At 42.9% G+C, this 20,977-nt stretch carries 16 protein-coding genes; 7 read left to right on the top strand and 9 right to left on the bottom strand.

Annotated features, from left to right (window positions below):
- Nucleotides 1-122: 122 nt before the first annotated feature.
- Nucleotides 123-386, bottom strand: a complete 264-nt coding sequence (locus MIC7126_RS0119265; RefSeq protein ID WP_017654806.1) for a ParB N-terminal domain-containing protein — start codon at nt 384-386, stop codon at nt 123-125.
- Between the two features lie 240 nt (nt 387-626).
- On the opposite strand from MIC7126_RS0119265, the gene MIC7126_RS0119260 reads away from it, so the two are divergent.
- Entirely contained in the window at nt 627-2,282 is a 1,656-nt protein-coding gene (locus MIC7126_RS0119260) for a SpoIID/LytB domain-containing protein (protein WP_017654805.1), read from the top strand.
- 75 nt (nt 2,283-2,357) lie between these two features.
- On the opposite strand, the gene MIC7126_RS0119255 is transcribed toward MIC7126_RS0119260, so the two are convergent.
- Both MIC7126_RS0119255 and MIC7126_RS0119250 read right to left on the bottom strand, forming a co-directional pair.
- Nucleotides 2,358-2,657: a ferredoxin gene (locus tag MIC7126_RS0119255; RefSeq protein ID WP_017654804.1), complete on the bottom strand. Its 300-nt coding sequence runs from the start codon at nt 2,655-2,657 to the stop codon at nt 2,358-2,360.
- A 497-nt stretch (nt 2,658-3,154) separates the two neighbouring features.
- Nucleotides 3,155-3,454 (bottom strand): ferredoxin, encoded by a 300-nt coding sequence (locus MIC7126_RS0119250; protein WP_017654803.1) that lies wholly within the window; start codon nt 3,452-3,454, stop codon nt 3,155-3,157.
- Nucleotides 3,455-3,780: 326 nt separating this feature from the next.
- On the opposite strand from MIC7126_RS0119250, the gene MIC7126_RS0119245 reads away from it, so the two are divergent.
- Together MIC7126_RS0119245 and map are read left to right on the top strand one after the other, a co-directional pair.
- Nucleotides 3,781-4,764 carry a Gfo/Idh/MocA family protein gene (locus MIC7126_RS0119245; protein WP_017654802.1) on the top strand — a complete coding sequence of 328 codons (984 nt, stop codon included), beginning with the start codon at nt 3,781-3,783 and terminating at the stop codon, nt 4,762-4,764.
- 16 nt (nt 4,765-4,780) lie between these two features.
- Nucleotides 4,781-5,542: a type I methionyl aminopeptidase gene (gene map / locus MIC7126_RS0119240; RefSeq protein WP_017654801.1), complete on the top strand. Its 762-nt coding sequence runs from the start codon at nt 4,781-4,783 to the stop codon at nt 5,540-5,542.
- Between the two features lie 24 nt (nt 5,543-5,566).
- On the opposite strand, the gene MIC7126_RS0119235 is transcribed toward map, so the two are convergent.
- Both MIC7126_RS0119235 and MIC7126_RS0119230 read right to left on the bottom strand, forming a co-directional pair.
- A complete protein-coding gene (locus MIC7126_RS0119235) occupies nt 5,567-6,907 on the bottom strand; it encodes a pentapeptide repeat-containing protein (RefSeq protein ID WP_017654800.1) in 1,341 nt (446 codons plus the stop codon).
- A 205-nt stretch (nt 6,908-7,112) separates the two neighbouring features.
- Entirely contained in the window at nt 7,113-7,754 is a 642-nt protein-coding gene (locus MIC7126_RS0119230; RefSeq protein ID WP_026100383.1) for an HD domain-containing protein, read from the bottom strand.
- A gap of 259 nt (nt 7,755-8,013) precedes the next feature.
- Here MIC7126_RS0119230 and pruA point away from each other — a divergent pair, with 259 nt between their 5' ends.
- On the top strand, nt 8,014-11,022 hold the full coding sequence (gene pruA / locus MIC7126_RS0119225) for an L-glutamate gamma-semialdehyde dehydrogenase (protein WP_017654798.1): 3,009 nt from the start codon (nt 8,014-8,016) through the stop codon (nt 11,020-11,022).
- A gap of 257 nt (nt 11,023-11,279) precedes the next feature.
- Here pruA and mnmA read toward each other — a convergent pair whose 3' ends face one another.
- Nucleotides 11,280-12,422, bottom strand: coding sequence for a tRNA 2-thiouridine(34) synthase MnmA (mnmA, locus tag MIC7126_RS0119220; RefSeq protein WP_274517494.1), 1,143 nt, complete (start codon nt 12,420-12,422; stop codon nt 11,280-11,282).
- A 202-nt stretch (nt 12,423-12,624) separates the two neighbouring features.
- On the opposite strand from mnmA, the gene MIC7126_RS0119215 reads away from it, so the two are divergent.
- Together MIC7126_RS0119215 and MIC7126_RS0119210 are read left to right on the top strand one after the other, a co-directional pair.
- Nucleotides 12,625-13,368, top strand: coding sequence for a hypothetical protein (locus tag MIC7126_RS0119215; protein WP_026100382.1), 744 nt, complete (start codon nt 12,625-12,627; stop codon nt 13,366-13,368).
- Nucleotides 13,369-13,403: 35 nt separating this feature from the next.
- Nucleotides 13,404-13,811, top strand: a complete 408-nt coding sequence (locus MIC7126_RS0119210) for a hypothetical protein (protein WP_017654795.1) — start codon at nt 13,404-13,406, stop codon at nt 13,809-13,811.
- 398 nt (nt 13,812-14,209) lie between these two features.
- Here MIC7126_RS0119210 and MIC7126_RS28670 read toward each other — a convergent pair whose 3' ends face one another.
- From MIC7126_RS28670 to MIC7126_RS0119195, 3 genes are all read right to left on the bottom strand, one after another.
- Nucleotides 14,210-14,782 carry a hypothetical protein gene (locus tag MIC7126_RS28670; RefSeq protein ID WP_017654794.1) on the bottom strand — a complete coding sequence of 191 codons (573 nt, stop codon included), beginning with the start codon at nt 14,780-14,782 and terminating at the stop codon, nt 14,210-14,212.
- Nucleotides 14,783-14,969: 187 nt separating this feature from the next.
- Nucleotides 14,970-15,434, bottom strand: a complete 465-nt coding sequence (locus MIC7126_RS0119200) for a hypothetical protein (RefSeq protein ID WP_017654793.1) — start codon at nt 15,432-15,434, stop codon at nt 14,970-14,972.
- 81 nt (nt 15,435-15,515) lie between these two features.
- Nucleotides 15,516-16,913, bottom strand: a complete 1,398-nt coding sequence (locus MIC7126_RS0119195) for an AAA-like domain-containing protein (RefSeq protein ID WP_017654792.1) — start codon at nt 16,911-16,913, stop codon at nt 15,516-15,518.
- A 161-nt stretch (nt 16,914-17,074) separates the two neighbouring features.
- Here MIC7126_RS0119195 and MIC7126_RS28880 point away from each other — a divergent pair, with 161 nt between their 5' ends.
- Nucleotides 17,075-20,689 carry a WD40 domain-containing protein gene (locus tag MIC7126_RS28880; RefSeq protein ID WP_017654791.1) on the top strand — a complete coding sequence of 1,205 codons (3,615 nt, stop codon included), beginning with the start codon at nt 17,075-17,077 and terminating at the stop codon, nt 20,687-20,689.
- The last annotated feature ends 288 nt before the right edge of the window (nt 20,690-20,977 follow it).

Below are 20,977 nucleotides of genomic sequence, written 5' to 3'. Positions count from 1 at the left end.
CTTGGATGAATGATGAAAAAAGTCACTACATCTAGACTGGGTGAAAATTTAGCAAGTCCGTAGTTCCAGGCTGATTACACAATCAATGAGGTGGTTTCATACTTCAACTTTTTTGGACTGATTTATGCTATGTGCATCTTGAGAACGCTTTTGGGAGCTTTGCGGACTCTGGCTAAGATAGTTTCTTTCCCTAGGCGCTGACAAGCCTCATAGCGATGACAACCGGAAAAGCCGTAGTAGCGCCCATCTACTTCTAAGATATCTATAGGTTCTTGCTGCCCAATCGCTGCTATCGACTCCATTAAGGCTTGGACTTTATCGGGATCATTCTGACGGGGTAAGGGCCGCTGAATCTGATGCAATGGGATTTCTTGAACTTTTACCATCAGGAGTTTTCCTCGCTAGCTTTGGTGTTTGTATCTATATAAATCATAGTCGTTATGACTTTGCTTTGCAATATTTTTAGTTAAGTTGATGGTGCATATCTGGCGAAAAGTCAACCTACAAGAGGAAGAAAGCAAAATAAACAGGTTCCACTTGCAACCAAGAGTTATCATTCCTATTGTCTAACCCCTAACGCCTTTCTCAAATTCTGCAACAAGTCTCATGGTATTCTGGGAGCGCTTATGCGACAAAACCACTACAGTACAAAGCAATTAGAGAATCCGCCCCAACGCCGTCAAAAAGTTGCCTTTAAAATTCCGTTGTGGCGTATTTCTTGCAATGTACTGACGACATTTTGCTTGTTGGGGCTGACTGCTGCATCAGGGCCACAAATGAAGACAAAGGAGGTAACACTGAGAATTGGCATTGTGCAGCGATTTGGAGAGCAACCCACAGCCAAGTTAAAATTAGAGCCGAGTAAAGGCGATCGCTTAAAGCTAAAATTTAACACAGGCAATCAAACACAAACTTTAGTGACTGAAAATCCTGTCTTGCTGGAAACAGTCATGCAAACTTTACCGCAACCAGCAGTTAATGAGGTTGTAGTTTTAGGTACATATCGCACTTACGAAACTGCAGCGGACACTGCCAAAAATTGGCGTGCTCAGGGAATACAGGTAGAAGTCGCCCAGCCTGACCGTTGGCAAGTTTGGGCAAAACGCGATGTTTATAACACACCGCTACTACGACGGTTGCTGTTGCAAAGTTTACTAGCAGGGGAAAAAAAGCTGGTATCTTTAGAGACAAAAATTCTGACGCAAGTACCGCGAATTAGTTGGGTAGTGAACGGTAAGCGCTACAGCCAAAATAATTTAGAAATTAGCACTGGTAAAAACTTGATTCGGGTAAATCAGGGTGAAAAGCCAGAACAAGGGCGTTTATATGCTGGGGGGATGACATTACAACCAAACGCTTATGGTTCATACACTCTAGTGAATGAAGTACCGCTAGAAACCTATTTGCGTGGAGTTGTACCCTATGAAATCGGCACAACCGCACCGAAAGCGGCGATGGAAGCCCAAGCGATTTTGGCGCGAACCTATGTACTGCGGAACTTGCGACGGTTTGAGATTGATAATTATCAGTTATGCGCTGATACTCACTGCCAAGTGTATTATGGATTAAATGGAGTAGCGCCAACCACAGATAGAGCGATCGCTGCGACTAGGGGAATGGTATTAACTTACAACAACCAGCTAGTAGATGCGCTCTATTCTTCCACCACCGGCGGCGTCACCGCTTCCTTTAGTGATGTGTGGAATGGGGAAGACCGTCCCTATTTGCGACCAGTAGTAGATGCGGCGATCAATATTTGGGATTTATCTAGACAAAACTTAGCAGACGAAAAAAACTTTCAGAAGTTTATCACTCTAGACAAAGGATTCAATGAAAGCGAATGGGATTTGTTTCGTTGGCGCAAAGAAACCAGCCTAGAAGACATTACCAAGGGTTTGCAGAAATTCTTGCGGGTGAAAAACAGCCCTTACAGTAAGTTTAAAACCATTGAGCAGATGGAAATTGTCAAGCGATCGCCCAGCGGACGCATCCTCGAACTGGCGGTGAAAACCGATATTGGTACTTTTACCTTGCACAAAGATGAAGTCCGTAGCGCCTTTTTTGCACCGAGAAGCACACTGTTTTATCTACAAGCCCTGAACAAAGGACAACCGGGTTTATGGGGATACGCCTTTGTCGGTGGTGGGTTAGGACATGGAGTGGGTTTGAGTCAAACGGGTGCTCAAAATTTAGCTAAATTGGGTTGGTCAAACCCAAAAATTCTCCAGTTTTACTATCCTGGCACTCAAATTAAAATTCTCTCTCAGGAGATTGAGTTTTAAAACAGGGAAAGTTGTCTAGGAAATGAGGTCTGGGGGCTAGTCCCATTCCTCATTCCCTATACGCCATGTGAATTTTTAGTAAAGATCCTCTTCTTTGTGAGTTTGGATTTTCAGATCAGAGGTTGGGTAAGCAACACAGGTGAGTACATATCCAGCTTCAATCTGCTCATCGTCCAAGAATGACTGGTCAGACTGATCGACTGTACCCGAAACTAATTTACCAGCACAGGTTGAGCAAGCACCAGCACGGCAAGAGTAGGGTAAGTCCAGACCCTTGTCTTCAGCAATGTCTAAAATATATTCGTCTCCAGGAACATCAATTACAGTTTCAGTTCCTTCTTGATCGACTAAAGTCACTTTGTATGTGGTGGCCATTTAGTATTCCTCTCTTTTTCAGGCGGCAGTATAAGTTTTACTAAAGCACATACCGCGGCTGATCTGATGGGATCGGCCGGGATGTCTAATTTAGTTCAATTCTGATACTACGGGAAAAGTTAAAGTATTTAACTGGAAATTGACTACGATTAGTAATGAAATTTAGTTAGTTGTTGTCAATAAATTATACTTATGTATTTCTTTCTATTGGAGACACAACTAAAAAAGCAAGAGCGCTCCCGCTATGACTCCAGTGCACTCATCTTACAGGTTTGTAGTCGGCAACTGATTGATCAATAACTCATTGAGCACTAGCTACAAACAGGCAAAATTAATGATACTAACTAGATAGCTGCGTTCTTGCTTGATATATCAGGTTTTAAGACTTTAGGGAAATTAGCTGTATGTAGCAGACATCAGCCAAAAAATAATCGCGTTCTGCTTATTTGTCTACAAAATTCGCTAACTCTGGCGAGCAATTGATGATGGGACGAATTTTAGTAAAGTTCTTCTTCTTTGTGAGTTTCGATGGTGACATCAGATTTGGGATAAGCAACGCAGGTCAGCACATACCCAGCTTCAATCTGGTCATCATCTAAAAATGATTGATCTGATTGATCAATGCTACCTGATATCAGCTTACCAGCACAGGTAGAACAAGCACCAGCACGGCAAGAGTAGGGTAAGTCTAGACCCTTGTCTTCTGCGGTGTCAAGGATATATTCATCATCAGGGACTTCAATTGTTTGATCCAGCCCTTCAGCTTCGTTGATCAGTCTGACTTTGAAAGTTGCCATGACAGTAATCCTCTATTTGATGGACGGTAGTATAAGTTTTACTCAAGCAAATTTACGACTACTATCACTTGATGAGCCGTTGTTTTAAGTTTGCTTCAATTCTGATACTACGAGAAAAATTCGGCGATGTAACTGGAAATCGATCCAGATTAGTAATGGAACTTAGTTAGTTCCTAAAAATAAGTTTTACTTATGATATTCTTTGAATACACAATAACCCACAGGATAAATTATGGATTTGTCAATAGATTGTTGCAAATGTGATACAGATATATGGTATTTGTAGTTGGTTAAGCTGTGAGCTAAAAGTTTTCAGGAAGTTTGATGTGGCGTCAACAACAGTGCGAGTGGGTTTAGTGGGAACTGGGAATGCGGCCAAGTCAAGAGCAGAGGCGCTGCTGCATGAACAAAGAGCGGATCTGGTAGCAATTGCTGGACATAAACTAGAAGCAACCGCTATTTTTGCGGAAAATTACCAAACTGAAGCCGTGGAGAGTTGGCAAGAACTAGTGTCACGGGAAGATGTAGATTTAGTGATCATTTCCACTGTCAACCGTGATCATAGTGCGATCGCCAAAGCGGCACTATCCCACGGAAAACACGTAGTAGTTGAGTATCCTCTAGCTCTAGAAGTAGCATCAGCCGCAGAACTCATCGCCCTAGCCAAAACCCAAAACAAACTCTTACATGTCGAACATATCGAGATGTTAGGGGGATTACACCAAGCCATCAAGCAAAATTTAGCGAAACTGGGTGAGATTTTTTATGTTCGCTATAGCACCATCAATCCTCAAAATCCTGCACCCCGCAAGTGGACTTATAATCATTCACTGTTTGGTTTTCCGCTGATGGGGGCGCTTTCCCGGTTACATCGCCTCACCGATTTATTTGGTGAAGTTTTTACAGTCAACTGTCATCAGCGATACTGGGAAAGAGAACCAGATTACTACCAAACCTGCTTTTGCATTACTCAACTGTGCTTCACCAGCGGACTTTTAGCTCAAATAGTATACGGTAAAGGCGAAACTTTATGGCAACCAGAACGCAAATTTGAAATACATGGGGAAAACGGGGGGTTAATTTTTGATGGTGATACCGGATTTTTTATTCAGGGGGGAGAAACGACGCCGATAGAGGTGGGAACTCGTCGGGGTTTATTTGCTAAAGATACAAGTATAGTGTTAGATCATATCTTTAATGGCACTCCGCTATATGTCACTCCAGAAGAAAGCTTATACACCTTAAAGGTCGCTGAAGCTGCAAAAAACGCCGCTGAGTCTGGATTAACTATATTTGTGAAAAATATTTGACCTGTAGATCAAGTTCATGAAAAACGAAACAATCGTTATCTTATCTCAAAGAGAAATCGAAAAGATGCGTCAGGCAGGGTATTTAGCTGCTCAATTACTACAGCATCTAGAGCCGATTGTCAAGCCAGGGGTGAGTACTCTTCAACTTAATGATGAAGCAGAACGGTGGACACAAGCACACGGTGCAAAAAGTGCTCCTCTGGGTTACAAAGGTTATCCCAAATCAATTTGTACCAGCGTCAATGAGGTAGTGTGTCACGGTATTCCTAACGCCAAGCAAATTCTCAAGGATGGTGACATTATTAATATTGATGTGACGCTGATTGTGGATGGCTACCACGGCGATACATCCAAGACATTTTTCGTGGGTACTCCCTCAGCCAAAGCGAGAAAACTGGTGGAAGTGACAGATGAATGTCGCCGTCGGGGAATTGCGGAAGTGAAACCAGGGGCGCGGATTGGGGATATTGGCGCCGCCATTCAAGAGTATGCTGAGGCTGAGGGTTTTTCTGTGGTGCGAGATTTTGTCGGACATGGAATTAGTAATATTTTCCACACTGCACCTGATATTCCTCATTATGGCACACGAGGTAAAGGTAAGCGTCTCCGACCAGGGATGGTGTTTACAATTGAGCCGATGATTAATGAGGGTACTTGGGAAGTTGAAGTTCTCAGCGATAAATGGACTGCTGTGACACGCGATCGCAAACTTTCAGCACAATGTGAGCATACCTTAGTTGTGACTGAAGATGGTGTAGAAATTCTCACCAAAATTTAGCGCTGTTGTGCAACGCGGTTTTACTCATACTAATTTATTGGGAATACCTTCGCAGCCACCAGGGATAGTGTCTCTAGTTTTTTCTCCACCCCAGGTGCAACAATAGTAGCGCGCTGATTCAGACAAGCGTTTGACGTTGGTTAAATCGGCGTTTTCTACTACCGCGCCGGTATGAGCGCCTGTTTGATAATCTGGTGGTGCGGTGCGACTGCGGGGTGAGGCTTTGTCTGCTGAACCGTAGAATAAACGAACACTGTTCAAATCAGCGCCATTGAGGTTAGCGTCATATAAGATAGTCCGAGAAAGGTTGGCTTTGACTAAATCGCAACCACTGAGATTAGCGCGGACGAGGTTAGCTTCACTCAAGTCAGTCCAACGCAAATCGGTGTCAGCTAAATCTGCGCCCGCTAGCATGACGCCTAAATCGATGACGCGTACACCTTCTAGTCTGTCTTCGGCGTAACCGCCAGTACCATTAAGAATAGCTCTCCCTAAGCGACGATCGCGTTTTAATGGTGTGAGTAATTTGGAACGGGAGAGGAAGCGGAGAATTTTTGCTTTCCCGCTACCATCAACGCTACTGAAAATTGCAGCGGTGCGTCCTTCAGCGATCGCTCTTTCTTGGGGCCAGTCTTCTAGTAATCCTTCTTCATCTAACACTAAGTCAGAAACCCCTTGGAAGTAGGAATCTATGGTTTGCTGTTGGGTGATAATATTTTGTTGGACTGTCAGCAGATTTTGCTGAATTGTCAAGTCTTTGGAAATCACATACTGTCGCCAAGCAACATAAACGGCGATGATGGCGATGAGAATTTGCCCTAAGGCGCCAAACCACTCTGCTAAACTACCGGCTATATCCCAGTTAATCTTGCTTTCCCACTGTATTATGTAAGCGCCCAAACCAGTGAAGTTGACTAAGCCCAGGAGCGCTACTACTATACCCAAAAACGCCACCGCTAGGGTTCTGTCCAGGGGCGAAAACCACTGACTGATTACATATTGTAACCAAGGTAATAGGATCGCTAAAGATAGTAGTAAAGTTACTACAGTACCGACCACGCCGATGATCCAGCTATTGAGAGCTAGACCGACGATGGTAATGGTGATTCCTACTAAGGTAATCACCAGCGCTCTCGGTTTGACTGTGACTGGGTAAATAGTCGCTGTTGAGGGTGAGGAACGGGCTTGTTTTAGAGATGCTGTATTTTGCGGTGATTGCAAAGATGCGATCGCTGCTAAGGTTTGTTGATTAGTCAGCCCTTCTGGTGTGAGACAATGTTCACTCGCAGCACCATCAAAGTCATCTGGTTCCCAGTCGTTTTCAGTGGTGGGTTTTGGATCAGAGGGGTTAGATTCAATCGTCATCCTTTCTATTGTGGTTCAGCAGACTCGGTTTACTTCGGTAGTTGTTTGCTCTTTACTGTCACATGGTATCTCCAAGGTACATTATTTGAAAGGGGGCGATACTACGGGAAAGAAAATTGTCAGTATGGTGATGAAAAATTCCACCCACAGATCTGAGTTTTTCATCCTGCATTGATGCAGCGCCAAGAAAATATTCTCCCACACCCTATGCCCCATACCCTGCAAGTTGTTGAATTTCTGCTTGAATGTTGTTACGGGCTGCTTGCTCGCCAATTTTGCAGAATAAAGGTGTGTGGTAAATGCGATCGCGCTGCAAAAATATCTTTAATATTTGCGTGCGACCTGTGATATAATTACTCTCCTCGACCCAAGCGTATTCTTGGCGAATAGCTTTGCTATATTCTTGGTACTGCCTGGGGTTGGCGGCTAAAATCGCTAAGTCAGCATCAATCAAAACTTGACTATCAAAATCATCTCTTGCGGCTTGATGGTGTTTTGTGTTGAGAATCAAACTTTTGACTGCGGCTATCTGTTTGAGTGGGATACCCAGAGATGTTAATAATTGTTCAGCATACTCAGCGCTTTTCTCTTCATTATTTTGAGCCTGAGTGTTGTAGACTATATCGTGAAACCAAGCCGCAAGCTGCACTGAGAGTAAGTTTTTTGTGTAGGATTGGAGTGTGGCGATCGCATTGAGTACTTGGTGAATGTGTTCTAAAGTGTGGTAGTGGCGATCAAAGCTAGAGTAAGCTGCGACCACATCATCAAAAGCGTTCTCAATAGCAATTTGGTCAACGTTGAAAGGTGAGAACATCGTCTGCCAGTGGCAAAATAAGATATTCTTCATTTGTTAGAGCCTTAGCTACATAGGTTAGGACATGAACTAAAGACAAAACGCTTACACAAGCAGACTTTTAACCCTCTTAAGAATTCCCTATTCCCTGTTCCCTACTTCACTGTATTGAGCTAGTTTATGGTGACAACAGAATGAAAGCGTCACAATAGGAGACACGGACTTTGAGAAGGTTGAGTCTTGCGGATTTGGTATCAAAAAATCCTTCCCTCACCTCTAGTCCCTGGTTTCCAAATAAAGGAGTTAATTATCAGTGGTCTTACAAGCACAAAGCAGCACCTACGAAGCTAAAACCCAAGAAATTGCTAAAAAGCTGCTCTCAGCAACGCAGGAAAATCGTTCTTTTTTGGCTTCTCTGCGGGATCAGATGCGCTGGGACGATAAGTTGCTGGCTTGGGCTATGAGTAGTCCAGGGTTGCGGGTGCAGCTATTTCGTTTTATCGACACATTACCCGCCTTACGTAGTAAAGCAGAAATTGCCGCACATTTACAAGAGTATTTGGGAGATAAAACTGTAGAATTACCTGCAGCCCTCAAAGGGATGCTCAACTTTGCTAACCCTGATTCTGTACCAGGACAAGTTGCGGCGACAACTGTGAGTACAGCAGTGGAGACGCTAGCCTTTAAGTATATTTCTGGAGAAAATATTAAACAAGTCATTAAAACTGTTGAAAAACTGCGAAAAGAGAAGATGGCTTTCACCATCGATTTACTGGGTGAAGCGGTGATTACAGAAGCAGAAGCCCAATCTTATCTGGAACGATATCTAGAATTAATGCAACAATTGGTAGCAGCTTCCCAAAATTGGACAACAATTCCAGCTATTGATGTGGCTGATGGGGAAGAATTACCAAAAGTCCAGGTTTCTGTAAAATTAACGGCGTTTTATTCGCAATTCGACCCGTTAGATGCTCAGGGTAGTGAAGAGAGGGTGAGCGATCGCATTCGCATTCTGTTACGTCGTGCTCAGGAGTTAGGTGCTGCTGTCCATTTTGACATGGAGCAGTACGCTTATAAAGATATCACCCTCAATATCTTGAAAAAACTGTTATTGTCAGCAGAGTTTAGACAACGCACAGATATTGGCATTACTATCCAAGCATATCTGCGCGACAGTGAGCAAGACACTCAAGATCTGATTGCTTGGCTCAAACAGCGGGGATATCCGTTAACTATCCGGTTGGTCAAAGGCGCTTATTGGGATCAAGAAACTATTAAAGCCACGCAGAAGCATTGGCCGCAACCAGTTTACAACGATAAAGCGGCGACAGATGCCAATTTTGAAGCGATTACCCAGTTGTTATTAGAAAATCACCAATATGTCTACGCTGCTATTGGTAGTCATAACGTGCGATCGCAAGCTAGAGCGATCGCTATTGCCCAAAGCCTAAATGTACCCCGGCGGCGATTTGAAATGCAAGTGTTATACGGCATGGGTGACAAGCTAGCCAAAGCTTTGGTAGATCAAGGTTATCGGGTGCGAGTTTATTGTCCCTATGGCGAATTATTACCAGGAATGGCTTATCTAATTCGGCGGTTGTTAGAAAATACGGCTAATAGTTCCTTCTTGCGGCAAAATTTAGAGAATCGACCAGTTGAGGAACTCTTGGCGCCGCCAATAATCACCGAATCCCCCCATACTTCGGCTCCGCTCAGTACAAGTCTCCCCATCACCCCACCACCCCATCTTTCGTCCTTCCTGGGTGTAGCGGATCGGGATTTTGCACAGGAGGAAGCTAGGAGTCATTCGGCGCAAGCTTTTCAAGTTGTGCGTCAACAACTAGGTAAGACATATCTACCTTTGATTAATGGGGAGTATGTAAATACTTCCCAGATGATAGATTCTCTCAATCCTTCCAACTTTAGTGAAGTGATTGGGAAAGTAGGATTAATTAGTGTGGAACAAGCTCAAGCGGCGATGGAAGCGGCTAAAGCGGCGTTTCCTGCTTGGCGACGAACTCCGGCTAAGGAACGCGCTGATATTTTGCGTCGCGCAGCTGATTTGATGACACAACGCCGGGCTGAACTTTCGGCTTGGATAGTGTTAGAAGTCGGGAAACCGGTAAAAGAGGCTGATGCGGAGGTTTCCGAAGCGATTGATTTTTGTCGCTACTACGCCGAGGAGATGGAACGGTTAGATAAAGGTGTAATTTATGACGTTTCTGGAGAAACGAATCGTTATATTTACCAGCCTAGAGGAATTGCAGTGGTGATTTCTCCTTGGAATTTTCCCCTGGCGATCGCCTGTGGAATGACGGTCGCTGCTTTAGTTACAGGAAATTGTACTCTTCTCAAACCTGCGGAAACATCTTCCGTAATTACTGCTAAACTCACGGAAATTTTAATCGCAGCTGGTATCCCTAAAGGTGTATTTCAATACGTCCCCGGTAAGGGTTCCCAAGTTGGCGCTTACTTAGTCAGTCACCCAGACACCCATGTGATTGCTTTTACTGGTTCTCAAGAGGTGGGATGTCGCATTTTTGCGGAAGCAGCGACGCTGAAACCAAATCAAAGACATATGAAACGGGTGATTGCGGAAATGGGTGGAAAGAATGCCATCATCGTTGATGAAAGTGCTGATTTAGACCAAGCTGTAATTGGAGTGGTGCAATCGGCTTTTGGTTACAGTGGACAAAAATGTTCTGCTTGTTCACGGGTGATTGTACTGCAACCGATTTATGATACGTTTATCAAACGATTGGTGGAAGCAACAAAATCCTTGAATATTGGCGAGACAGAGTTACCCAGTACTCAAGTCGGCCCAGTGATTGATGCCAACGCGCGATCGCGCATTCTTGAGTATATCGAGAAAGGCAAGGCAGAATCACAATTAGCACTAGAGCTACCAGCACCGCAGCAAGGTTATTTTGTCGGACCCGTAATCTTTAGCGACGTACCACCTGATGGGATAATTGCTCAACAAGAAATTTTCGGCCCTGTGTTAGCAGTAATTCGGGTACAGGATTTTCAGGAAGCTTTGGCAGTTGCTAACGGTACTAACTACGCTTTAACTGGTGGGCTTTATTCTCGTACACCTTCCCACATCGAGCAAGCACAGACAGAGTTTGCCGTCGGCAATTTCTATATCAATCGTAACATCACCGGAGCAATAGTCGCTCGTCAACCCTTTGGCGGCTTCAATTTATCTGGTGTTGGTTCCAAAGCCGGCGGCCCTGATTACCTACAGCAATTCCTCGAACCACGCACAATCACAGAAAACATCCAGCGTCAAGGTTTCGCACCAATTGACGGCGTGGATTAGACAATGAAAAACTCCATCCCTAAAGTAAGTGGACTAGGTGATTTCGCCCGTTGCTTTGGGGATGGAGTTTCCCGTCACTTTCAATAAATCATCGGTATTTTGTAACATGGTGTTAAATATTCTTCTTTTTTAAAGAAATGGTGCATGGCTTTGAGACATGGCCTGCTTACGAAGAATATCCCAGACTGATAGCAGAATACTCCCAGCAAGCGTCGAAACCTTGACGCTGACTGCGACTTGAAGGCTTCCTTCAGCTTTCACCCAAACTGTTCAATAATTCCGCCACCTAATACTTTATCCCCGTCGTACCAAACTGCAGCTTGTCCGGGGGTAATGCTGAATTGGGGTTCATCAAATACCAAGCGGACACGAGAGTTTTCTAGAGGAATTACTGTCACTGGTTCGGGGTGGGAACGGTAGCGAATTTGCACTTGGGCGGGAATGGGAGTAGTTGGTTCAGCGATGGAAACCCAATTGACGCGATTCACAGTGCATTCTGGCTGAGTCACCTTGGTGCGATCGCCTACAACTACTTTATTATTAATTGCATCTAACTCAATCACATACAATGGTTCCGCCGCCGCAATTCCTAAACCTTTACGCTGTCCGATTGTGTAGTGATGCACACCATCGTGTTGACCCAAAACTTTACCGTTTGTGTCTACAATATCACCGGGTTTAGGGGCGAGATACTTATCCAAAAATGCCCGCATGGAACCGTTGCTTTCCACTAAACACAAGTCTTGACTTTCCGGCTTATCAGCGGTTGCGAGTCCGTATTCCGCAGCGATGCGACGGGTGTCTGATTTTTCGATTTGTCCTAGGGGAAATATCGTAGCTGCAAGTAAATCTTGAGACAAATCATAGAGAAAATAAGATTGGTCTTTGTTGCGATCAACTGCTCTTAACAACTGATAACGTCCAGAAACCTGATCATAACTAATTTGGGCGTAGTGTCCTGTAGCAATGCTCGCGCATCCTAATTGTTCACGAGCATACTGCACCATCGGCCCAAATTTCACAGTTTTATTGCACTGTGAACAAGGTAGAGGCGTAATCCCGACACTGTAACCAGAGACTAAATAATCAACAATATTTGTTTGAAAGACATCCCGAATATCCACAACTTGATGGGGAATACCCAATTGTTCGCAGATATTAGCCGCGTCGATCATTCCCTCAGAGCAACATTGTCCTTTGCCTTTCATTAGCCAAAGGGTCAAACCCACAACTTCATAGCCCTGATGGTGTAGGATAGCAGCGGCGGCGGAACTGTCAACACCACCCGAAAGACCAACGACGACTTTTTTCATATTCCCACAGTGCCATACAATTTGATGGCAGAATCTGCTTTTTGTGCTCCGATTGTAACATACACCTCTGCAAAGCCTTGCTAGCAAAGCACTTCATCATTAAAGGTTGTTTTCTACTCTCATATGTGCTGTTACCCATTAACCCTGTTTGATGGACTGAGATTATGATCTTATGAGTAAATGTTAATTAGTAACGAAGTAAAAAATTAACCAAACTAAATTTCGCCACGTTAATGCACTGGAAACCTTGACAAATAACCAATAATCAATAACAAAATTCCTGACTTCCATGAGTAATATTTATTTTCTCAGGTCTAGTTATCAGATGGTGCCTCTATTTTTAGGCGGATGGTTAACTTTGATGGTTCAGTCTACCCCAGTCCAAGCGCAGATGAGGGTTTGGGAAGCTGTACCACCACCACCAAATCTTGCACCAATTCCCCAGAGTTCCCAGCCGATAGTTATACCGCAAGTGGAATGGAATGCAGTTAACCAAAACGTACCCCGCTCTCAAACAGTCAGGTCAAATTCTTATAGTCAAAACTCCGAGCTTTATTTAGTGTACGTTGATAATAATTACAATCAATTACAGCGAGTCCGGCAAATTGAACCCGGTGCTTATATTCGACAACATAACGGACGTTCTGTAATTCAGTCAGGTTCTTTTAATAGACTGTCTAATGCTCAACAGCGAGTCAGAGAATTAGAGTCAAATGGAATTCGTGGGGCGCAGATTGTTAGAGAGAGTAGTGGGCAGACGGTGGGAAATTTCAATAGTGGTGGAAATCCTCGCCCGCGAGAAAATCCCCGGTCTTATTATGCAATTATTCCGGCCGGAGCACAACAATTAAATGCGATCGCTAACCAAATTCGCCAAAATACAGGACGCTACGAAATCGTTTTAGAAAGACAGCAACCAAGGGGTCCCCATGTCGCAGTCGGGCCGTTTAATCAACGCGCCGATGCTGAACAATGGAATAGTTACCTACGGAAAATGGGATTTGGTAATGCTAGAGTTTACTACGGCAGGTAATCGGGGGGATGGAATTGATCAGCGATCGTTAGAGCATGAATTTACAACTTTACTCTAGCTGGGATGGAGATCCTCCCAGAGTTCAAGCAATCAGCTATCCAATGCCGGGAACGCCATACATGCCTTTAACTGGTGGTAGCATAACTAAAATCCCTTTGGAAAGATTTTTAAAAGACCTTGAACAAGACTTAAAAAATCAAACGGGCGATTATTATGCTTACGTTTGGGGTAAATATGAATCAAATGATGAAGCTGATATTTACACTCTGCAAACTTGGCAAGTGTGCCCACCAAATGACGGCATTTATGAAGCAATTGTGATTTTGTACTATGCTGCCTTGAATCCATACCTCACACTCAAAAAGTATTTTGGCGATGATTCAGCACAGGAATATCTAGATAGAAATTCTGCTATTGCAGCAATAGCAGATGCTTTAAATTGAAAGTCTACTGCCCTGGGAGTGAGCTATAGGGCGCGTTGCATGTATATTTAGTTAAATTTGTCGAAATTATCAGGTTTATCAGTCGTGAACTTAATATACGATTTGAAAACTTGATTTACAAACTGTAAATTTGATTTACGACCTGTAAACTAGATTTACGACCTGTAAACTTGCTTTACGACCTGTAAACTTGATTTACGACCTGTAAACTTGATTTACGACCTGTAAACTTGATTTACGAGTCGCATTCACAGCATCACCAGAATTTTGCTCGCACAAAGTTTTTGCCAAAGCGATCGCATTTTGTACATCTATAGACTTATTGCATAAATCTGTTTTTATCTCGCGCATAGACGCGGAGGGTAGGGTAAATTGCCGGCTTTATTTAATCCGCAACGCTAAAAAGGGCTGCACATTGACTGACTTGATGCGCTTTCCTTAGTCATTTGGACATAGGCGACTTGTTCTCCTCCATTAGAATCGTATCCAACAACACATCGATAACCACGTACACCTTCGTCTGAACCCGCACCATCACTTGAACCTGTACTTCCCACAAATAGCATCATCAGAAGTAGTGCAGCAGCTTTATCGGCTTGTGCTTTCTTAGCTTCTTGTTCAGCCAAGTAAGCTTTCTGTTCTTCTGGAGATAGGTTTTCAAAATACTGGCGACGACGCTCTGCCTCTAGTCGTTGCTGTTCAGTAGCTTCCCTTCGAGCAGCTTCCAATTCTTGCCGTCTGCGTTGCGCTTCTTGCCTACGTTGTTCCCGCAACCTGATTTGATTTACCTGATCTACAGTTTGGATGGTCTTTTTGATGGTTTGAAAGATATTAGCCATTACGGCAGGCTTGGTTTGACCAGATAAAGTTGAGTTAGGTACTTGCTCAATACCTTTGCCCATCGCAACACCTGGGTTAGCACTTAGAAAAGAGACGAGAGCGACAATGGATAAACCACGAACACATTTCATACAAAAATCCCCTAAACACGTTTACTTATAGTTGATATGCCACATGAGACAAATTGCTCTTTCAGCCCTTGCCTATTACTGAACACGCGCAGCCAGCTAAGTTTTTTCCCGCAAAGGCGATCGCATAGTTCATATCGTGATTCAGCAACGTCTAAAATCTGATAAAGTTGATGTCAATAATTTGGTTCTATCGACCAAATGCACCAACACCGTAGTAACAAGGATTATCACTGCAACTAGCCATATCAACCCGAATTCGATAGGCTCCACTATAGTTCGGATTTATACCAATGGCAGGAGTATCATCATTGTCCGAATCAGAAGCAATCAGATTTCCAGCACTATCATAAAGTGCAATATCTAAATCTTGACAATCTCTGTCGCACACTCCAATTATGGCGTATGGTGTACCTGCACGCAGGTTAACTGTAATATTATGGGAACGACCGTCGGCGAGTGATTTTATAACAGGTTCATGAGTTGAAGTCAAATTATGGAAATCAGCAGATCTTGCTGCTCGTACTAGTTGGCTACGAATATCATTAACATATCGGCTATTATCAGCACGGACTGCGGTGGGTGCAAGAAAACAGGTAGCAGAGATAGCAGCGAGTGTTGCCAGTGCTTTGGTTTTGAGTGTTTTATTTAACATGGGTGTTTGTTGAATTCGATATTCTCATCAAACACTACGGCGACTTGAGTTAAGGCTGGAGATGTTATTGAGTTAATTTAGTTACATTATTTTCTGATTGTCTTTTATTGAAGTACGGAAATATTGACGGTATAACTCACATCTTGGTGTAACTCGATCATTTTGTAATGTAACCAATCCTAGACTATATAATTTAAACCTGAATTCCGTTGTTAAAATTACAGGATGGTCGTTTGCAACCATGTCTTGCATTGCTTTCCCTAATTCTGGCTGTTGCTGCAAAATATACTCTTGCCGTTGCAGATGCTGACGATAAATACCTGCTGCTGTTGGCGCTGTTTGCAAGAAGTTAGCTAAGTTTATCTCTCCGTTGGCGATTTGAAACAGAGCTAAACGTACCAAAAAAGGGTGTCCCCCCACTAATTGTGTCAAGTTATTTATTTCTGTATCGTTCCAATTTAGTTGATGACGTTGGGCTAAATCTTTTACTTGCTCGTGAGTAAATTCTGGTAACTCCAACGCTAAACCAACGTTAAATGGTGATTGGTTAATATCAACTGGTACATAAGCATCGGTGGAATATGCGATCGCTAATCTTAATTGCTTCCAGATATCTCGACGTTTAGCTTCTTCATGGACAGCGCGCAATAATCCAAAAAAATCCTTGTAGATTTTGGGATATTCAAATAATCTATCAACTTTTTCTAACCCTAAAACCAGCGGTTGGTTGATTTCTGGGAATAAATAGCGTTCAAAGTAATTTTTACAAGACTTCATATAACCAAAGCGCTGTCTAGATTTCCAATGCTCATCAAGTTGTTGCAGCAATTTTTCTAGTAATTCTCGATTATTCCCTGCCACTGCTTCAGTGACAGTATCGCAAAACCAGTGCAGAAATGTATTTAAGTCGCAGAACAATTCCTCCTCTGCTAGCTGAAAATCGATAGTTACTACTTTATTTCCTTGGTTTTGGGCTTGTTGGAGAATCCGCGCAAGAAGTGAAGATTTACCCATGTGCTGCGGTGCTTTGATGCGAATTAAGGAACCAGGTTTTTTGATTTCCGCATAACAACGCTGTTCGATAGAAGCACGTTCTACATAAAAGGGAGAATCTAACGGCACTTCCCCTTCTGGATATTCTAGTTCGAGAGTTAAATATGCGGAGTCGGAAGTTGCAACGGGGGAAGGTAAGACAGATGAGGAAGAAGAGGGAGAGCTAGTTATTTTTTGTGTTTTTTGTGTATACAAACTTGCCAGCGCTTCAAAATCAGCAATTTCCTGAACTTCAAAACCTAATACCTGACAAAGTTCATAGAAGTTGAGATATTCAACTGTCCTACCATTGAGGAAAAAGTTAATTACAGATTGACTGCGACCTACTCTCTCAGCTAAATCGATTTGACGGGCAAAGCCTTTTTGTAACATTCTTTGCTTGACAATGGGAATTAACTCTGTGCTTACTCTGATTCCGCGTGGCATAGCTGAGTAATAAACAAACTACACAATTTAGCTTACAGGATAAGTATTTGTCTGGTAAAGTTAATTACAACTCAATAGCAACTCTAATAAGAACTCAATATTCTATAAATTAAGCTCAAGGTAGGTATAGACGTAACTTTTTATTTATTCAAAACTAAATTATGACGGGAGACTACGAGTATAAAGTTGGTGGCAGTTTAGAATCCGATGCTCCCAGCTATGTGAAACGACAAGCGGATTCTGACCTTTATCATGGATTAAAGGCAGGAGAGCTATGTTATGTTTTTAACTCCCGGCAGATGGGTAAAACGAGTTTGTTGGTGCGGACGATGAAACAGCTACAAGCTGATGGTTTTGCTTGTGCTGTAATTGATATTTCTGGATTGGGTAGTCAAGATATTACCATTGAGCAGTGGTATGGAAGTATTATTGATAGTCTATTAACTGAACTGAATTTTGTTGAACCGGAAGATTTGGCTGTATGGTGGGACAAATCTATCGAAATTTCGCCAGTGCGACGTTTGGGGAAACTCTTTGATGAATTGTTACTGCCAAATATTCGCCAAAATATTGTAATTTTTCTGGATGAAATTGATAGTATTCTTCGCTTAGATTTTCCAGCAGATGATTTTTTCGCTTTAATTAGAAGCTGTTATCAAAGACGCTCTTTCAAAGCAGAATATAAGCGGTTGAATTTTGCGTTGTTTGGTGTAGCGACACCTTCAGATTTAATTAAAGACGAGGAAAGAACGCCGTTTAACATTGGGAGAGGAATTCAACTATATGGGTTTAAGTTAGATGAAGTGACACCTTTGGCTAAGGGTTTTGAGGGAAAGGTTGACAATCCGCAAGCTTTGATGGGAGAGGTTTTGGCTTGGACAGGGGGACAGCCTTTATTGACGCAAAAGGTTTGTAATTTGTTAAAGGTGACTTTGAAAAAACCTCTCTCTTACGAAGAAAAAGGCTTTGAAGTTATTCCTGATTCTCTACAACAAAGAAAGGAAGACATTGGTAATTCTTCTCTCCGAAGCAAAGAGGGGTTAGGAAAGAGGTTTTCAATTACGCAGTTGGTGGAAGGGGTGGTAAGAAGTGGGATTATTGATAATTGGCCAGATCAGGATAAAGAAGAACATTTAAAAACAATTCGAGATAGGATATTAGTTAACGAGGGAATTTCTGTAGCCTTGTTGGGTTTATATCAGCAAATTTTACAACAGGGAGAGGTTGCTGTTGATGGTAGCCCTGAACAAATGAGGTTACGGTTAACAGGGGTAGTAGAACAGCAGGCAAAATTAAAGGTTTATAACCAAATATATGCGAATGTCTTTGATATTAATTGGGTTGAGAATGAATTAGGTAAATTACGTCCCTATACTAATAATTTAAAGGCTTGGCAAGAGAGCGGATACCAGGATAAGTCCTATTTGTTGCGAGGAGAAGATTTAGAAGTTGCTCGTGTTTGGGCTGGTGGAAAAAGTTTGAGTGATGTTGATTATAGATTTTTATCTACGAGTGTAGAAGCAGAGTTAAATCAAAAGGTTGCGTCAGCAGAAGCAAGACAGAATCAAGCTTTGGAGAAAGAGAGACAAGCTAATCAGCATCTGACGCAAGCAGAAGGGAAGACAAAGATACAGGTTCGTATTAGTATTGTTGCTTTGGTTTTTTTAGTGCTGTCTATAATTGGTGCGTTAGCTGCATTGATAACGGCAGGTGAAGCTATTAAAAAACAAGGTTTAGCTACTGCAAAACTCAATAAGGCAAATAAAGAATTGCAATTTATTACTGACCAAAAACAAAAAGCTGAGGCTGCATTAACAGAAGCACAAGCCAACGAAAAAAATGCAAACGCTAATTTTAAAAAAGCGACTGAGGATGTAAAAAAGAAAGAGCAAGATTTGCTGCAAAAAGACCAACAATTAAATATCGCAAAAGAAAAAGAGAAGTCTGCAAACGAAGCAGTTGGTAAAGCTCAGGGAGACAGACAACAAGCACAGCAGCAAGCACAATTAGCTCAACAACAGCGTCAACAAGCAAAACAACTGGCACGAACTGCCGAAAATCAGCGAAAAAACGCAGAAGAACAACGCAAAAATGCCCTAACGGCTACGCGATTGGAACAAGTGGGAGTTAGAACATTGCGTCAGTTTTATGTGGGAGGGCAAATTGAGAATTTGGTAGAAATAATGCGGACTGGAAAGGAATTGAAAAGTTTAGTTAAAGGTAAAACATCTTTGGCTGATTACCCAGCTTACAGTCCATTATTTAGTTTACAGGAAATCTTGTTAGACATCCGCGAGCGCAATCAGTTAGAGGGGCATCAGTCTGGGGTTAACAGCGTCGTGTTTAGTCCCGACGGCAAAACTTTAGCTTCTGCTAGTTGGGACAAGACAATAAAATTGTGGAATGTGGGTACAGGAAAACAAATTGCCTCCCTGACGACTGGGCATCAATCTGGGATCAGTAGCGTCGTGTTTAGTCCCGACGGTAAAACTTTAGCTTCTGCTAGTTGGGACAAGACAATAAAATTGTGGAATGTGGGTACAGGAAAACAAATTACCTCCCTCACTGGACATCAACGTTGGGTCAGCAGTGTCATGTTTAGTCCCGACGGTGGAACTTTAGCTTCTGCTGGTGGGGACGAGACAGTCAAATTGTGGAATGTGGCTACGGGAAAACAAATTGCCTCCCTGACTGGGCATCGATCTTGGGTCAACAGCGTTGTGTTTAGTCCCGACGGCAAAACTTTAGCTTCTGCCAGTTTGGACAGGACAATAAAATTGTGGAATGTGGCTACGGGAAAACAAATTGCCTCCCTGACTGGGCATAAAGATAATGTCAACAGCGTCGTGTTTAGGCCTGATATCGTAACCTTGGCTTCTGCTAGTGATGACGGGACAATAAAATTGTGGGATGTGTTTACAGGAAACGAAATTGCATCCCTGACCGGGCATCAGTCTGGGGTCAACAGTGTCGTGTTTAGTCCCGACGGCAAAACCTTAGCTTCTGCTAGTGATGACGAGACAATAAAATTGTGGCATGTGGGTCTGATGACGGACAAACAAATTGCCTCCCTGACTGGCCATGAATATAGGGTCAACAGCGTCGTGTTTAGTCCCGACGGTAGAACTTTAGCTTCTGCTGGTGGAGACGAGACAGTCAGATTGTGGAATGTGGGTACGGACAAACAAATTGCCCCCCGGACTGGCCATAAAAATAACACTAATAAGACCGTGTTTAGTTCTGACCGTAAAACCTCAGCTTCTGCTAGTGATGACAGGACGATAAAATTGTGGAATGTGAGTACGGGAAAACAAATTGCTTCCCTGACGACTGGGCATCAAAATAACATCAACAGTATCGTGTTTAGTCCCGACGACAAAACCTTGGCTTCTGCTAGTTCAGACAGAACGATAAAATTGTGGAATGTGAGTACGGGAAAACAAATTGCCTCCCTGACTGGGCATAAAGATAATGTCAACAGCGTGGTGTTTAGCCCCGACGGTAAAACTTTAGCTTCTACTAGTTCAGACAGGACGATAAAATTGTGGAATGTGGGTACGGGAAACGAAATTGCCTCCCTGACTTGGCATCAAAATGCGGTCAATAGCATTGTGTTTAGCCCCGACGGTAAAACCTTAGCTTCTACTAGTAGCGATGATACCGTACAATTGTGGAGTTTGGATTTAGATGATTTACTGGCGCAGGGCTGCAACTACTTAAATGATTATCTCGCTACCCGCGATCAGTTGCGCCAGGAGATTTGTCCGAATAAATGAGATAACTTCCAAGAAACACATTCCACAATATATATACTGAAAGTAACAAAAAATGTGTTTTTTTATCTTTAACGGGAGCCGTTATGGCACCTACTGATACCCGACATTCAGAGGTTTTGAGAAGTTCTCTTTAACCTTTAACTTGGTAGCAATTCTAAAGGCTTGAAAGCGATTCTCGTTGGTGGTAAGCAAGTATAATTTAGATGCGTTCGCCCTGGGGGGTTCCCCCCGTTATAGCAAATGGCGTAGATTTAGAGGGATCTAAAACTTTTGATACAGGGAAGAGGA

The organism is Fortiea contorta PCC 7126 (assembly GCF_000332295.1).
GTDB lineage: Bacteria > Cyanobacteriota > Cyanobacteriia > Cyanobacteriales > Nostocaceae > Fortiea > Fortiea contorta.
Note: the sequence above shows the minus strand (reverse complement) of the source record. Positions and strands in the feature narration are given on the sequence as shown.